Annotated in this window: 13 protein-coding genes; 5 read left to right on the top strand and 8 right to left on the bottom strand. The window is 39.4% G+C overall.

Translation table 11 applies throughout. The features are described from left to right. The first annotated feature begins 337 nt into the window (after window positions 1–337). Window positions 338–1,429, top strand: a complete 1,092-nt coding sequence (locus tag L4F93_RS00635) for a porin (protein WP_250350637.1) — start codon at window positions 338–340, stop codon at window positions 1,427–1,429. 99 nt (window positions 1,430–1,528) lie between these two features. Here the strand turns inward: L4F93_RS00635 and rnb are convergent, their stop codons facing one another. The 5 genes from rnb to prfB form a co-directional block, all read right to left on the bottom strand. After that, window positions 1,529–3,508 carry an exoribonuclease II gene (rnb, locus tag L4F93_RS00630; protein ID WP_250350636.1) on the bottom strand — a complete coding sequence of 660 codons (1,980 nt, stop codon included), beginning with the start codon at window positions 3,506–3,508 and terminating at the stop codon, window positions 1,529–1,531. A gap of 69 nt (window positions 3,509–3,577) precedes the next feature. Continuing rightward, window positions 3,578–4,366, bottom strand: coding sequence for an SDR family oxidoreductase (locus tag L4F93_RS00625; protein ID WP_250350635.1), 789 nt, complete (start codon window positions 4,364–4,366; stop codon window positions 3,578–3,580). A gap of 186 nt (window positions 4,367–4,552) precedes the next feature. Continuing rightward, entirely contained in the window at window positions 4,553–5,308 is a 756-nt protein-coding gene (locus L4F93_RS00620; protein WP_250350634.1) for a Nif3-like dinuclear metal center hexameric protein, read from the bottom strand. A gap of 65 nt (window positions 5,309–5,373) precedes the next feature. Beyond that, window positions 5,374–6,882: a lysine--tRNA ligase gene (gene lysS, locus L4F93_RS00615; RefSeq protein ID WP_250350633.1), complete on the bottom strand. Its 1,509-nt coding sequence runs from the start codon at window positions 6,880–6,882 to the stop codon at window positions 5,374–5,376. A 169-nt stretch (window positions 6,883–7,051) separates the two neighbouring features. Further along, window positions 7,052–8,150, bottom strand: a protein-coding gene (prfB, locus tag L4F93_RS00610) for a peptide chain release factor 2 (protein WP_250350632.1) whose coding sequence is annotated in 2 segments (ribosomal slippage) — window positions 7,052–8,074 and window positions 8,076–8,150 — 1,098 coding nt in all. Because the reading frame shifts where the segments join, the coding sequence is not laid out codon by codon here. Between the two features lie 161 nt (window positions 8,151–8,311). Between prfB and dsbC the strand changes: the two genes are divergently transcribed. The 4 genes from dsbC to L4F93_RS00590 all read left to right on the top strand — a co-directional run bounded on the left by dsbC (window position 8,312) and on the right by L4F93_RS00590 (window position 12,166). Then, entirely contained in the window at window positions 8,312–8,998 is a 687-nt protein-coding gene (dsbC, locus tag L4F93_RS00605; RefSeq protein WP_250350631.1) for a bifunctional protein-disulfide isomerase/oxidoreductase DsbC, read from the top strand. 71 nt (window positions 8,999–9,069) lie between these two features. Continuing rightward, complete coding sequence (recJ, locus tag L4F93_RS00600) at window positions 9,070–10,791, top strand: single-stranded-DNA-specific exonuclease RecJ (RefSeq protein WP_250350630.1); 1,722 nt, start codon at window positions 9,070–9,072, stop codon at window positions 10,789–10,791. A gap of 11 nt (window positions 10,792–10,802) precedes the next feature. Then, window positions 10,803–11,462: a thiol:disulfide interchange protein DsbA/DsbL gene (locus tag L4F93_RS00595; protein ID WP_250350629.1), complete on the top strand. Its 660-nt coding sequence runs from the start codon at window positions 10,803–10,805 to the stop codon at window positions 11,460–11,462. Beyond that, window positions 11,462–12,166, top strand: a complete 705-nt coding sequence (locus L4F93_RS00590; protein ID WP_250351713.1) for a 5'-methylthioadenosine/adenosylhomocysteine nucleosidase — start codon at window positions 11,462–11,464, stop codon at window positions 12,164–12,166. Before L4F93_RS00595 ends, L4F93_RS00590 begins: the two co-directional genes overlap by 1 nt. Window positions 12,167–12,218: 52 nt before the next feature. Here L4F93_RS00590 and uhpC read toward each other — a convergent pair whose 3' ends face one another. From uhpC to uhpA, 3 genes are read right to left on the bottom strand one after another with little or no spacing between them, the layout of a single operon-like run. Beyond that, complete coding sequence (uhpC, locus tag L4F93_RS00585) at window positions 12,219–13,493, bottom strand: MFS transporter family glucose-6-phosphate receptor UhpC (protein ID WP_250350628.1); 1,275 nt, start codon at window positions 13,491–13,493, stop codon at window positions 12,219–12,221. Then, window positions 13,493–15,004: a signal transduction histidine-protein kinase/phosphatase UhpB gene (gene uhpB, locus L4F93_RS00580; protein WP_250350627.1), complete on the bottom strand. Its 1,512-nt coding sequence runs from the start codon at window positions 15,002–15,004 to the stop codon at window positions 13,493–13,495. Before uhpB ends, uhpC begins: the two co-directional genes overlap by 1 nt. Before the next feature lies 1 nt (window position 15,005). Continuing rightward, window positions 15,006–15,608 carry a transcriptional regulator UhpA gene (uhpA, locus tag L4F93_RS00575; protein ID WP_250350626.1) on the bottom strand — a complete coding sequence of 201 codons (603 nt, stop codon included), beginning with the start codon at window positions 15,606–15,608 and terminating at the stop codon, window positions 15,006–15,008. Window positions 15,609–15,665: the final 57 nt, after the last annotated feature.

Here is a 15,665-nt window from a genome sequence, read left to right as displayed (position 1 = left end):
ATGAAATGTTGTTTTATAAAGATAATTGGAGTAGTTTTAATTGGTTGTTTATCAATATGTTAGGTTTCTATATGCAGAGAAGAAAACGGATTTCGGTTAATAAAAGTGAGGCGGAGATCACATTTTTTCATTTGGTATATTTTTCTTATTTGTTTTAACTATATGTTTTTATTTCATATTTTTCATTTGTTTAAAAGTTCCCTGTTTTTGACAGAAAAAAATAACCTACCTATATTATTTCCAACCGAAATTATTTTTGGTTAATTAATATCGGATTGATAGAAATTGGGGTTTTATTCTGTCGGGTATAAAAGACCTTAAACAAAGGAAGTTCATTATGAAAAAGACACTTATCGCATTAGCTGTAACAGCAATGGTTTCAGCCACCGCAAATGCCACTGTAATCTATGAAAAAGAAGGAACAAAAATTGATTTAGATGGTCGTATGCACTTTGAATTGCGTAATGATTCAGAGCGACGCAATGATTTACGTGATATTGGTTCACGTGTGCGTGTAAGAGCATATCAAGATGTCGGGGCGGGTTTTCAAGTATTTGGTGGCGCAGAGCTTCGTTTTTCTAGCGGTAGTGGGGCAGCGGATGCCATTGGAAATAATTTAAGAACACATCGTTTATTTGTTGGTGTGAAACAAAATGATGTGGGTACTTTAACCTTTGGTCGTCAATTAAACTTAGGTGATAACATCCCTAAAGCAAATTATACTTATGATGGTGGCGGTAATATTTTCTTCGATGGGCATAAAAAAGCTGCAACATTTATGTCTAACAAATTTGCTGGTTTCCGTTTTGCCGCAGATTATTACTTTGGACAAGCGAATAAAGCGAACCAAACTTCAAGCGGTACAACTGGCTGGGATGAAGGTCAAGGCTATGGTGTAGGTGTATTCTATGATAATAGCTTTGGTGATTTTGATGTTCGTTTTGGTTCGGGTTATTCTGCGGTAACTCAATCTGAGGACAATACCAAAGCCAAAGAATTCAAACTTAAACGTGGTGGTGTTGGTTTTGATCTTACCTATAACAAACTTGTTACACTAGGCTTTGACTGGGCATTTGGTAAAGTGTCTAAAACAGGTGTTGAAAGTGGTAATATTGGTTTCCAAAAAGTCGCAGGTTATAAAGCAACGTTGCATAAAAATAACCGTTTCTTAGTGGGCTTAAAAGTAATGGCAACGCCACAAAATGCTGTTTATGGAGAATACTATTTTGCAACAGGTAAAAAAGCAGACCCAGCAGCGAAAGCGTTAAAAATGCGCGGTTGGATGTTAGGTGTAGATCATCGCTTTAATAAAAACCTTGTTGTGTATCTTGAGGGTGGTAAAGGTAAAGTTACACAAGATGGTAAAGTGTTGAACACAAAAGGAAAAGCAAACCATCGTGTAGCATTGGGTGCGCGTTTCTTATTCTAATATTAATAGTTTGATTTAAATCCGTACGATAAATAATGGGCCACCCTTAAATTAGTGTATTGTCTAAATTTAGGTGGCCTATTTGTTTTCGGCAAAAGCTTAATTCACGACCTGCCCAATAATACTCCGAGTTTCTTCTTTCACTTCGGTGAGTATCACTTGTATTTTGTCGCCGATTTTATAAGCTTTTTCACCTTTGATATAAAGGGCGATTTCGTCAGGGTTGACTTGTATTTCTTCCTTATTATTGTGAATGGTGGAAGCGGGGATAAACATTGACGCGCCATTTTCTAACAATAACACACGCAATCCGCTACGCATTACATCTTGAATTTCAGCGTCAAATTGCGGTTTGCTTTCTACTTTGTCGGCTAAATAACGGCAGTATAGCCAATCCGCAATATCACGCTCGATCAAACGATTTTGCCGGCGTGCCTCTTGTAAGCGTTGTAGTACTGCGTCGCTCGGTTTTTGATATTGCTGCGTTGTTAAGCTTGCTTTGATGAGGCGATGATTCACCATATCACAGTATTTACGAATTGGAGATGTCCAAGTCGCATAACCTTCTAGCCCTAAACCAAAGTGCGGTGCTAATTCTGCTTTAAATTCCGCAAAGGTGAGGTAGCGGCGTAAGCGTAGCTCTAGATAATCTCCCTCAATCGGTTCAATATCGTGTCGCATACGACAATAGCCCTCAAGTGTTGCGAGGTTTTCAGTGGAATAACGTGTTTTTAGTTCGGCTTCACTCTCTTCATTTGCTAACTGAGAAAGGAGAAACTGTTGTGCGGAAGTTAGGTTTTTGCTATCAAAGCCTGAATGGGTATTAAAAATACCACATTGTGCTGTTTCATTAAGATAATGCGCCGCACAGATATTAGCGAGGATCATTGCTTCTTCGACAATTTGATTGGCAATACGGCGATATTCGGCAACGATTGCCTCAACTTTTCCATTTTCAGCCAATTTAAAGCTGTAATCAGGCTTTTCTTTAAATAGCAAAGCATTGGTTTTACGCCATTGGATTCGTGCTAAGGTAAATTGATGAAGCAGATCGATTTGATTTTTGGTGGCTTCGTCATTTGGTTGCCAAGCATTGTCTTGCTGTTCTAAGTAATCCGACACATTATTATAGGCTAATTTCGCTTTTGACTGGATCTGAGCGGATTGGAAAAGAGGTTTGCTACGGAGATTGCCTTGTAAATCAATTTCAATATGACAAACTAATGCAGGACGCACTTCATTTTCCATCAGTGAACAGAGTTCATCTGAAAGCTCTCTCGGCAACATTGGAATGTTAAAACCCGGAAGGTAATTGGTGAAACAGCGTTGCTTGGCTTCTTGTTCAATGATTGAATTTTCATCAATATAAGCAGTAGGATCGGCAATGGCAACCACTAATTTCCAGCCGACTTGTTGCCCGTTTTCATCAAGCTGTTCAATATAAAGCGCATCATCCATATCTTGGGTGCTTTCGCTATCAATCGTAACAAAATGAAGTGCGGTCAAATCCTCACGTAGTTGTTTATCAAGCATTTCATAATGATCTTGTCCCTGAACAGGGTAGCGAGACTGTTGATGGCGCGCTAAGGTTACCCACCAAGGGGCAAATTCATCACGTTGTGAGCAAATAAATTGGGTGATTTGAGCAAATAAAAAACGGTCATCGCGTAATGGGTGGGTTTTCAATTCAGCCACCACCCAATCGCCTTCTTGTAAGTCTTCGGTAACCGTTTTAACTTTATTGGCACCAATAGGTTGATTGATTTGTGGATGATCCACCAAGACTTGCAATTTTTTGTCTTTATTGAACCGCACTTTAGCGATAAAACGAGTGAGCATTGGCTCGATCAGTTCTTCTGGTTCGGCTTGTTCTTTATCGCCGACCGTTTCAATGCGTGCTTTGATTTTATCGCCGTGCATCACTTTTTTCATTGCCGCAGGAGGAATGAAGTAGCTTTTTTTGTCCGTTTCTAAAAAGCCAAATGCTTTGTCTGAACCGCGTACCATACCTTCAACGACAGGTTTGCTATCACGAATTTGTTGTTTTAATTGAGATAATAGGGGATTATTTTGAAACATATCATTTCTTCTTAATAAACGACAAAAGGCAGACGTTATAGGTCTGCCTTATTTTGTTCGAGGTTAAATTTATTCTGCACCTAATTCGCTCATTGCAGTAATGCTAAAGCCTGCATCAACGTGCAATACTTCGCCAGTTACTCCAGAAGCTAAATCAGAGCATAAGAAAGCGGCGGAATTACCTACATCTTCGATGGTTACTGTACGACGTAATGGCGCAGTGTTTTCAAAGGTTGCCAACATTTTCTTGAAGTTTTTAATGCCGGATGCCGCTAATGTGCGAATTGGGCCGGCGGAAATCGCATTGACACGGATGCCGTCTTTACCTAGATCGGCTGCCATAACGCGGGTACTTGCTTCAAGAGAGGCTTTTGCTAAGCACATCACATTGTAGTTTGGAATAGCGCGTTCAGCGCCTAAGTAGGTGAGGGTAACTAAGCCTGAATTTGGGTTAAGCATAGGGCGTGCTGCTTGTGCCATTGCGACAAAACTGTATGCGCTGATATCGTGTGCAATGCGAAAGCCTTCACGTGTCGCCGCATTAACATAATCACCATCTAATTGATCGCCTGGAGCAAATGCGATTGCGTGGACAAAACCATCAAATTTTTCCCAGTGTTTACTTAATTCAGTAAAACAGTTGGTGATATTTTCATCGCTGGCAACATCAAGAGGAAGAATAATGTCTGAACCAAATTCTTTGGCAAATTCTTCCACGCGAGGTTTTAATTTGTCATTCAAATAAGTGAATGCAAGCTCTGCACCTTCACGTTTCATTGCTGAAGCAATACCATAAGCGATAGAACGATTGCTCGCCAAACCTGTAATTAAAATACGTTTACCTGTTAAGAAACCCATTTTTTATTCCTTTTTATGAACCTAATGAATTAGGTATTGTGAAAAATTGTGCTTAGTATAAGGGAAAAGTTGCGCTTATACAAAGCTGACCTGAATTTTAGCAAAATTTACACCGCACTTTGCTTTTTTACTGGCGTTGATTTAGCGTTAATGTTGCCTTACTGAATACAGTTCCCTTGATATTAACTACGCTGGATTGTAAATATCTTTGAACGCCACATCAACATCGTAGTTTTTCGCCAGCCATTCTCCTAAGGCTTTGACACCATAACGCTCAGTGCAATGATGCCCAGCTGCGAAGAAATTAATCCCTTGTTCTCGCGCTGAATGGATTGTTTGCTCCGAAACTTCACCCGTAATAAACGCATCAATGCCTTGTTGAGCAGCAAGATCAATATAGCCTTGACCGCCCCCCGTACAAATGCCCACCGTGTGAATGAAGTGCGGTGCATTTTCCAAACAAAAAAGTGGTTTGCGTTGTAATTGCTGTTCAATGCGTTGTGCCAATTCTTCACCACTGATTGGTGTTTTTAACGTCCCGTAAACGGGAATACTGAATCTTCCTTGTTCCAATGGTTGGAGATCCTCAATACCAAGCAAGGCGGCAAGTTGCGCGTTATTGCCAAGTTCAGGGTGAACATCAAGGGGTAAATGATAGGCATAAAGATTAATATCATTTTGCAATAATGCCTTGATTCGCTTACCTTTCATTCCTCGAATACAAGGATTTTCGCTTTTCCAAAAATAGCCGTGATGAACCAAAATGGCATCGGCATTTTGTTTAATCGCATAATCAATTAACGCTTGGCTTGCTGTTACGCCAGTGATGATCTTTTTAACTTCATCTTTACCTTGTATTTGTAAACCATTCGGTGCATAGTCGGTGATACTAGTAGAATCTAGTTTTTGATTGATTAATTGTTCTAATGTTAAATTGTTCATTATTTATTATTCACTATGAAAAAGAAAAGACAGCCTTAAGCTATCTTTCCTTTATTAATTTATCTTTACCCTTTATGTTTCATTGCGGGGAAGAGAATTACATCACGGATTGATGGTGCATTGGCGAAGAGCATTGCTAAACGGTCAATGCCAAGACCCTCTCCAGCCGTTGGTGGCAAGCCGTGTTCAAGTGCGGTAACAAAATCGTCATCTTTAAACATCGCTTCGTCATCACCAGCTTCTTTTGCGGCAACCTGTGCATCAAAGCGTTCAGCTTGATCTTCGGCATCATTTAATTCTGAGAAACCGTTACCAATTTCACGTCCACCAATAAATAATTCAAAACGATCGGTAACCTCTGGGTTTTCATCATTACGGCGTGCTAATGGTGAAATTTCCGCTGGATGAGCCATTAAGAAAGTCGGTTGAATTAAGTGATGTTCTGCCACTTCTTCAAAAATTGCGTTTACGATAGAACCTAAGCCCCAAGATTTTTGTACTTCAATGCCAAGTTTGGTTGCCAATACCTTAGCGCGATCGAAATCATAAAGATCTTCTTTCTCAATGCCTTTATCCGCACCGTATTTTAAAATTGCTTCGTGCATAGTGATACGCTCGAATGGCTTACCGAAATCAAATTCATAGTCGCCATAAGGAACAATTGTGGTGCCGAGAATGTCTAGGGCGAGTTTGCGTAATAATTCTTCGGTGTTATCCATTAAATCGTGGTAATCCGCATAGGCTTGATAATATTCGATCATCGTAAATTCTGGATTATGACGTACAGAAACCCCTTCATTACGGAAGTTACGATTTAATTCAAATACACGTTCAAACCCACCTACAACAAGGCGTTTTAAATAAAGCTCTGGGGCAATACGTAGATACATATCAATATCTAATGCATTGTGATGGGTAACAAATGGACGGGCAGCTGCACCACCGGGGATCACTTGTAGCATAGGCGTTTCTACTTCAATAAAGCCTTTACTGATGAAATACTCACGCATTCCAGCAATCACTTTTGAGCGAATAATAAAAGTGCGGCGTGATTCTTCATTAGAAATGAGATCTAAGTAGCGTTGGCGATAACGCATTTCTTGATCGGCTAAACCGTGGAATTTATCGGGTAATGGGCGTAGTGCTTTGGTTAAAAGTTGTACTTCTGAGGCGCGAACGGTCAGTTCATTGGTTTTGGTTTTAAATAATGTGCCTTTAACCCCAACAATATCGCCTAAATCCCAGTTACCGACATCATCAGCATAGACGCCTTCTGGCAAATTATCACGAGCGATATAAAGTTGAATGCGTCCGCTCATATCTTGCAAGGTAACAAAGGTCGCTTTACCCATAATGCGGCGTGTCATAATGCGCCCTGCCACTTTCACTTCCACATTTTGAGCTTTTAGTGCTTCGCCTTCTACTTCATCATATTGTTGATGCAAATCCTGTGCGAGCGTATCACGGCGGAAGGTATTGGGAAACGCATTGCCTTTTTTACGCAATGCGGCCAATTTTTCACGGCGAACTCGCATTTCACCATTTAAATCTAATTCTTGAGTTTGTTCTGTCATTTTGTTTTACCTTTAAATTTTATTGTTATCTACACAACCCTTTATGAGGCAAGGTTAAAATCGTTTAGTCAATCTATGGTTTGTGAATAATCAGATGTTTCTTTCTTTTTTATAAGAAAAACCTGAGCATTGGTGATGTCAGAAAAGATCTTGATTTTTTATCTAACGATTACAAACCAGCTTTTAAGCTTGCCTCAATAAATTTATCTAAATCACCATCTAACACGGCTTGCGTGTTGCGGTTTTCAACCCCTGTACGTAAATCTTTAATTCGTGCATCATCAAGCACATAAGAACGAATTTGGCTGCCCCAACCAATGTCGGATTTATTATCCTCCATAGCCTGTTTTTCGGCATTTTGTTTTTGCAATTCAAGTTCGTACAATTTGGCTTTAAGCTGTTTCATTGCTTGATCTTTATTCTTATGTTGTGAACGATCATTTTGACATTGCACCACAATCCCACTTGGAATATGGGTAATTCGCACCGCACTTTCGGTTTTATTAACGTGCTGTCCGCCCGCACCTGAGGCTCGGTACACATCAATGCGTAAATCCGCAGGATTGATTTCAATATCAATATCGTCATTAATTTCAGGGTACACAAAAGCGGCGCTGAAAGAGGTGTGACGGCGATTGTTGGAGTCAAAAGGGCTTTTACGCACTAAGCGGTGGATCCCTGTTTCGGTGCGTAGCCAACCAAATGCGTATTCGCCAGAAATGCGAATAGTGGCCGATTTTATACCTGCGACATCGCCGTCTGAAACTTCCATTAATTCCGTTTTAAAGCCTTTGCTTTCCGCCCAACGCAAGTACATTCGCAATAGCATTTCTGTCCAGTCTTGCGCTTCTGTACCGCCTGAGCCTGCTTGCAGATCCACATAGCAATCTGCCGCATCATTTGCACCGCTAAACATACGGCGAAACTCAAGTGCGGCTAATTTTTGTTCTAATTCATCTAATTCTGCAACGGCTTCGTTGAAGGTGTCTTCATCTTCAGCTTCAATGGCAAGTTCTAACAAGCCCTCTACATCTTCCAAGCCTTGTGTTAAATGTTTAATGGTATCAACCACCGCCTCTAAGCTCGCACGTTCTTTGCCTAGCGCTTGGGCTTTTTCTGGCTCATTCCATACATCGGGCTGTTCTAGCTCCGCATTGACTTCTTCTAAACGTTCGATTTTGCTATCAACGTCAAAGATACCCCCTAAGGGTTGCCGTACGTTCAGCAAGATCGGCAATTTTATTTTTGATTGGGTTAATTTCAAACATAAATTCAGTTCTATCTAATTTTGCATATAAGAGCCGAATTATATGCTATTTTAGCCCAATTTGGTAGGTCAATTATGTTGAAAGCCTTTTCCTATTAGCTTGTTAATGGGGCTTGTGATAAAATCTGCCGTTCGCAAGGAATGAATATCAGGAAACAAAAAATGAAGAAAATAATTACCGCACTTTCGTTAGCGACTTTGTCTGCTTATGCGCTGGCTAACGATGCTCAAATTGAAAGCCAATTAAAAAAATTGGGGATTTCGCAAATGGAGATCAAATCTTCTCCGCTTTCAGGAATTAAAACAGTCATCAGTAATGAAGGCATTTTTTATACCTCTGAAGATGGCAAATATGTGCTACAAGGGCAACTATACCAACTCACTGATAAAGGTCCAGTAGATTTAACAGGAAAATTTTTACTTGATAAATTAAACAGTTATAAAGATGAAATGATTGTTTATCCAGCAAAAAATGAAAAATATGCGGTAACTGTATTTATGGATATCACTTGCCATTATTGTCATTTATTGCATCAGCAAATTCAGCAATATAATGATTTAGGCATTACCGTGCGTTACCTCGCGTTTCCTCGTGGTGGATTGAATAATAACACGGCAAAACAAATGGAAGCCATTTGGCAGGCGAAAGATCCTGTGTATGCCTTAAATGAAGCAGAAAAAGGCAATTTGCCGAAAACCTTGAAGAATGTGGATAGAGTAAAAAAACACTATGAGCTTGGTGTACAATTTGGTGTGCGCGGTACGCCTAGCATTGTTACGCCGACAGGCGAGCTGATTGGGGGCTATTTACCACCAAAAGAATTATTAAACGCGTTGCAAGAAGAGTAAGCGCGGTAAAATTTTTTGTTGGGGGCTATGTATTCCCCCAAAATAGCAAGAGTGAAATCCATTAATTTGATATGAACAAAACAATCCAACGCCGTCCTATTAGCTCAGAACAGCCTATTAGCGATCATCCTTTGCTTGATCGCCTTTATCGTGCGCGTCAAATAAAAAATTCGCAACAATTAGACCGCACTTTAAATTCAATGCTTTCTCCCCATAGGTTATTTGGTATGCAACACGCGGTAGATGTGTTGGCACAGGCACGTGAAGCGCAAAAAAAGGTGGTCATCGTTGGGGATTTTGATGCGGATGGTGCAACCAGTACAGCATTAACCGTTGTGGCGTTACATCAGCTTGGCTTTCAGCAAGTAGATTATCTTGTGCCGAACCGTTTTGAACAAGGTTATGGCTTAAGTGTTGAGGTAGCGAAATTAGCCTTGGAAAAACAGGTAGAGGTGCTTATCACCGTAGATAATGGCATTTCTTCCTTTGAAGGCGTTGCCTTTTTAAAAGCACAGGGTGTACAAGTGGTGGTAACCGATCACCATTTACCTAGCGAAACCTTGCCGGAAGCTGATGCCATTGTAAATCCCAATCTATCACAATGCGATTTCCCGTCTAAATCTTTAGCAGGCGTTGGGGTTGCTTTTTATGTGATGTTGGCGTTGCGTGCTAAGTTACGTGAACAAGGCAGATTTGATAACAAAAGCCAACCCAATTTTACTGAGTTGCTTGATTTGGTGGCACTTGGCACCATTGCCGATGTGGTGCCATTAGATCAAAATAATCGTATTCTCGCTTATCAAGGCTTGCAACGTATTCGTGCAGGACGTTGTCGCTACGGTATCCAAGCCTTAGCAGAAGTGGCTAATCGTGATATGAGCCGATTTAGTGCATCAGATTTAGGCTTTGCTATCGCGCCTCGTTTAAATGCAGCGGGTCGGTTAGATAATATGTCAGTCGGGGTCGAATTACTTTTAGCACAAGATATGCCTTCTGCACGGGCATTGGCATTAGAGTTAGACGGACTTAACCAAACACGTAAAGAAATTGAACAAGGAATGAAATTAGAGGCGCTAGAAATTTGCCGAAAATTGACCGCACTTACTCCGCCATTGCCAACAGGTATCGTACTTTATCAAGCAGATTGGCATCAAGGTGTGCTGGGCATTTTAGCGTCAAGACTAAAAGATCAGTTTCATCGCCCCGTGATTGCTTTTGCCCAAGATCAGGAAGGCATTCTTAAAGGCTCAGCGCGTTCTATTGAAGGATTGCATATTCGCGATTTATTGGAACGCTTACATTCTCGCCATCCAGATATGATTATCAAATTTGGCGGACACGCAATGGCAGCAGGGCTGAGCATTCAAGAAGAAAAATTTAGTGATTTCCAACGACTATTTAATGAAGTTGTAACGGAATGTTTAGATGAGAAAGATCTGCAAGGTGTCGTGTGGACGGACGGCGAACTTGAGCCACAATTTATGAATTTAGATACGGCAGAGCTACTCAAGCAATCAGGGCCTTGGGGGCAAGCTTTCCCTGAGCCTGTCTTTGATGGTGAATTTAACCTCTTACAACAGCGTTTAGTGGGCGAAAAGCATTTAAAAATGATGGTTGAGCCAATCAATGGTGGGGCTTTATTCGATGCCATTGCATTTAACGTGGATACCCGTTATTACCCTGATCTTTCATTAAAAAAAGTGAAACTTGCCTATAAATTAGATGTTAATGAATACCGTGGGCAGCGTAATATTCAGCTCTTGGTGGATTATATTGAGCCATTGGCAGATTGATGGTGTATAAAATGTGGCGGCTACTTTTTTTCTTTATGATGCTTGGTGTGAGCCAAATAAGTTGGGCTGAACCCCTTGAACAGCCTAAGTTACATATCAGCCAATTTGAAGAAGGGCGTGATTATTTTTCTTATCAGGAACCATTAATGATTCCTGCTCGTGCTGATCATAAGATTTTAATTCAATTTTTCTTTGATTATGATTGCCGTGTTTGTTCTGTGGCGCAGGATATTCTTAATTTATATAGCCAAATCAATCGTGATCATATTGTACTCACGGAGATTCCCGTTGCTACAACAAAAGCGAACTTAACGGCAAATATTTTTTACACCTTACAGCAAATGAATGCAGAGAATGTTTCTGATTTATTGTTGTTTGAAAGTTCTGAAAAAAAACGTTATACCGAATTAGCTCATTTTCCTACTTTCTTAAAATGGCTTGCACAACAACATATTGATACAGAAGAATTTACTAAATTGTATCATTCGGTTAATGTCCGTTTACAAGTAAAAGATGCCATTCAACTGACGGAAGAATATGGGGTATTTACTTATCCTTATGCCATCATTAATGGCCGTTATGTGCTGACCGCAAGCACCCTTTATAACGATGATTATAGCTTTGCCGTGTTAGATTTTTTAATTAACAAATTATTACAAGAGAAACAATGATGAAAATTGGAATTGTCGGTGCAATGGCACAAGAAGTGGCGTATTTATCTGCCCTAATGGAAAACCAAATGACAACGCAAATTGGTGGCGCAACCATTTATCAAGGTACAATTAATGGCAAAAACATTGCCTTATTGCAATCAGGTATAGGAAAAGTGGCAGCTGCAATGGGAACCACTGCGCTGTTGCAACTTGCTAATCCCGATGTGATTATCAACACAGGCTCGGCAGGTGGGGTTGCAACGGGATTAAAGGTAGGCGATGTGGTGATTTCTACCCAAACAGCTCACCACGATGTGGACGTTACCGCATTCGGCTATGTCAAAGGTCAGCTACCCAATTGCCCAGCACGTTTTAATTCTGATGAAAATCTCACCGCACTTGCGGAAAAAGTGGCACTTGCGCAAGGGCAAAAAGTGCATAAAGGCTTAATTTGTTCAGGTGATAGTTTTATCCACGGCGGAGAGCCTCTCGCACAAATTAAACAACATTTTGCTGATGTAACAGCGGTAGAAATGGAAGCTGCCGCCATTGCCCAAGTATGCCACGCTTTCAACGTCCCTTTTGTGGTGGTTCGTGCAATTTCTGATGGTGGCGATGGGGAAGCGAGTATGTCCTTTGAAGAATTCCTTCCTCTCGCCGCCAAGCAATCTTCCGCAATGGTTGTGGCGATGATTGATGAGTTGTCATCATTGAAGCCATAACAGAAAGACGTAACAGTAATAAGCCTTAGTATTTTTATATGCGAAGGCTTTTTTAATTCTGTGCTTTTAAAAATGGCAAGAGTAATAAGGCAATAAGAAAGGCGCAGCAGGAAATCACCACAAAAAAACCGTTCCAATGAAAATGTTGCATAATAATGGCTAAAGGATAGCCTGATAATGCCGCCCCTAAATAAGCAAATAAACCGATAAACCCCGTAGCGGTGCCAGCCAGTTTCTTATGGGAACATTCCGCCGCAGCCATTCCAATCAGCATTTGTGGACCAAATACAAAAAATCCGATAGAAAAAAACACCGCACTTTGCAAAATAAACTTTTCTTGCACCATTAACCACAATGCTAAAATAGAAAAGAAAATACCAATCGCAAATAACAGTGCCATAGGACCACGATTGCTAGAAAATAATTTATCAGATCCCCAACCAGCAACTAACGAACCCAAAATACCGCCAATTTCAAATAGCGAAATAACACTGTTGGCAGACACCAAATCATAATGATATTTTTCAGTTAAATAAATATTTCCCCAGTCGTTAATGGCTGTTCTGACAATATAGACGAGGGTATAACTGAGTGCCAAAAGCCAAATATATTTATTTAACAAAACGTAGCGATATAATATTTGTTGCCAGCAAAGATCTTTTCCTTCTTGCTCTTGAATTAATTCTAATTGATCCTTTCGCCATTGCCCAATGCTCGGTAATCCAAGAGATTCAGGGCTACCTCGTAACCGCAGGGCAAGGAATAGGGCAATAAAAAGCGTGATGATCCCAGCAATAATGAATCCATAACGCCAACTATAATGCAAAGTAACATAGCCAATAATTAAAGGGATTAATGCGCCACCCACATTGTGTGCAGTGTTCCATACCGACCACCAAGCGCCCCGTTCTGTACGAGAATACCAAGTGGTGAGCAATTTAGAACAAGCAGGCCACCCCCAGCCTTGAAACCACGCATTGAGAATCCATAAGCTCATAAAAACGAAGAGTGAACTTGATAATCCAAAAAAGATATTTATAACCCCACTAAAAAAGAGACCAATTGCCATAAAATAGCGTGGATTAGTGCGATCAGAAAACATACCAGATAAAAATTTAGAAATGCCATAAGTAATATAAAAGGCGGTGGTCATCATTCCAATATCATTTTTATCAATGCCTAAATCAGAAATCAATGCAGGAACAGCATAGTTAAAACTTTTTCGAGTAAAATAAAAACCGGCATAGCCAATATACATCACAAACATTAAATGAATGCGCCAATATTGGTAACGTTGGTTGATTTGTTGCGGTGTTTCTTTATTCATTAGTTAATCCAAGGTAATTCTACAAAAATACTTGTGCCACTTTGCTGGTGTTTTGTCCATTTTACAGAATGAATCTCAAATTTTCCGCCTAACATTGCAACACGTTCTTTCATTCCTTTTATACCTAATCCACTGTGGTTGATTTTAGATAAATCAAAACCAATGCCGTTGTCTTGAATATGTAATGTGATTTTTTCATCAATGTTCACATTAATAGTGATTTTTGTTGCACCCGCATATTTTTTTATATTATTTAATGCTTCTTGGCATAAACGATATAACGTAATTTCAAGTAAATGAGAAAGCACGCGATTTTTCGGATTATGACAATGCAAATAAATATGTGTATTTTGGCTTGCAAAATCTAATTCAATAAAAAGATTTTGTAAGGCTTCTTGTAAGTTGAGGTCATCTAAAATACGTGGACGGATTTTATTAATAAGCCCTTTAATACTATCGTAAATATTTAAGGATAATTGCTCAATAATCTGTGAGAGTTTTTCGTATTCTGGTGTTTTTCCTATCCGTTTTAAAATACTGGCTTGTGTTCTAATAGCCGTGATATTTTGTCCAATTTCATCGTGTAATTCTCGTGAGATTTCCTTCCTAATTTCTTCTTCACGATGAATTAATTGCTGGGTTAAATATTGGTTTCTCAGCAATTCTTGGCTTAAATGCTGATTTAAATCTCGTTGATGTTGAATGCCTAAGCCAAGGAAAATGCCTGTAATAGTTTGGGCAGAAAGGGTGAGCAATAAATCCGTTAATTCTACGTTAGAAAAATGGTGAGTTGTACTAATCAGTGCCAAACTATTTAATAAGATCCCTAGCAAAGCGCCTTGCCAGCCATAACGAAAAGCCAGCAAAATAATGGGGATGGCTAAGAAAAAGAGTGAAAAACGATTAAAAGATTCAGGTAAATCAGTCTGGATATAAATATTTAAGAGGAATAATAACAAATAAATAATAATAGGTTTCGATCTTAAACTGATGGGTTTTCGGATAAGGCTTGAGGTTAAAGGTAACCATTTTATTTCAAAAAGAAAATAATAAATTAAATAACAAATTGGAATAATTAGCACCGCACTTGAGAAACTGACAAGAAAGGTGAAATAAAAATGTGCTGTACTCATAAAGTAGAGTGCGTTGATTAGGCTGAGTAATGTAATTAATAAACCTTGTAATAATAAACAGCGTAATTGACTTCCAAAATAGTATTTCTTAAATATAAACAAGATAGGTATATTCAATAACCCTAGTAAGACAATAGAAACATAATTATTGGCAGGAAAAGCAATAGAGAGTAAGAGTAAAATGCTATATTCAGCAAGATAAATAGCAATCCAATATTTTAGTTGTGTGTGAATGAGAATACCAATGCGTAACGCAAAAGGAAAAAATAAAAAAGAGAGCAGTGGATCATCTAATAAATAATTAGAAATAATCCATAAGCAAAAATAGGCTGGGGCAACAAAAAACCAGCTATATATAAAAGAGAAAAGGGTATTCATTTTATCCTTTACTACGGAATAAATTGGCTAATTCAACATTATTTTTAACATTTAATTTACTCATCGCATTGGCACGATGAACGTGAACTGTTTTTATACTCAGGGATAAATGGATCGCAATGTCTTTTACATTACGCCCCTCGGCAAGTAATTCACAGACTTGTTGTTCCCGTTTGGTCAAGTGTGCCAGAGGATGCTGAGTTGGCGTAGAGACCAGTTTCAAGGTTAATTCTGGCATTAAATATACCCCTCCAGCATAAACGGTGCGTACCGCTTGGATTAATTCGTCTGGGCTACAACGCTTGCTTAAATAGCCTTTTGCACCTAATTCAAGGGCTTTTTTAACAATAAATTCTGAATCATTGACGCTGAGCATAATGCAGTGAATGCCTTGTGGAATATCAGCTAATAATTCTAATCCGCTTTCATCAGGCATAGAAATATCCATAATGCACACATCAGGTTTGAGGCGTGGTAAATTTTGACGGGTTTCTTTTGCTGAACCAAATTCACCGACGATACGCATATCTGGTTCTAAAGAAAGCAATTGCGAGAAGCCTGAACGCACCACGAGATGATCATCAACTAACACGATATTAATCATTTTGTATCCTAGCCATAAGGTATTAAGCAAAGTGGGAGCATTGTACTCCAATAAAAA

Source organism: Avibacterium sp. 20-132 (genome assembly GCF_023611925.1).
Classification (GTDB): domain Bacteria; phylum Pseudomonadota; class Gammaproteobacteria; order Enterobacterales; family Pasteurellaceae; genus Avibacterium.
Note: the sequence above shows the minus strand (reverse complement) of the source record. Positions and strands in the feature narration are given on the sequence as shown.

Excerpts from the sequence above, each read along its gene's own strand:
- recJ (WP_250350630.1), top strand. The coding sequence starts at position 9,070 with ATGAACAAAACAATCCAACGCCGTCCTATTAGCTCAGAACAGCCTATT.
- rnb (WP_250350636.1), bottom strand. The coding sequence starts at position 3,508 with ATGTTTCAAAATAATCCCCTATTATCTCAATTAAAACAACAAATTCGT.
- L4F93_RS00595 (WP_250350629.1), top strand. The coding sequence starts at position 10,803 with ATGTGGCGGCTACTTTTTTTCTTTATGATGCTTGGTGTGAGCCAAATA.
- L4F93_RS00635 (WP_250350637.1), top strand. The coding sequence starts at position 338 with ATGAAAAAGACACTTATCGCATTAGCTGTAACAGCAATGGTTTCAGCC.
- L4F93_RS00625 (WP_250350635.1), bottom strand. The coding sequence starts at position 4,366 with ATGGGTTTCTTAACAGGTAAACGTATTTTAATTACAGGTTTGGCGAGC.
- uhpB (WP_250350627.1), bottom strand. The coding sequence starts at position 15,004 with ATGAATACCCTTTTCTCTTTTATATATAGCTGGTTTTTTGTTGCCCCA.
- uhpC (WP_250350628.1), bottom strand. The coding sequence starts at position 13,493 with ATGAATAAAGAAACACCGCAACAAATCAACCAACGTTACCAATATTGG.
- uhpA (WP_250350626.1), bottom strand. The coding sequence starts at position 15,608 with ATGATTAATATCGTGTTAGTTGATGATCATCTCGTGGTGCGTTCAGGC.
- L4F93_RS00620 (WP_250350634.1), bottom strand. The coding sequence starts at position 5,308 with ATGAACAATTTAACATTAGAACAATTAATCAATCAAAAACTAGATTCT.
- L4F93_RS00590 (WP_250351713.1), top strand. The coding sequence starts at position 11,462 with ATGAAAATTGGAATTGTCGGTGCAATGGCACAAGAAGTGGCGTATTTA.
- lysS (WP_250350633.1), bottom strand. The coding sequence starts at position 6,882 with ATGACAGAACAAACTCAAGAATTAGATTTAAATGGTGAAATGCGAGTT.
- dsbC (WP_250350631.1), top strand. The coding sequence starts at position 8,312 with ATGAAGAAAATAATTACCGCACTTTCGTTAGCGACTTTGTCTGCTTAT.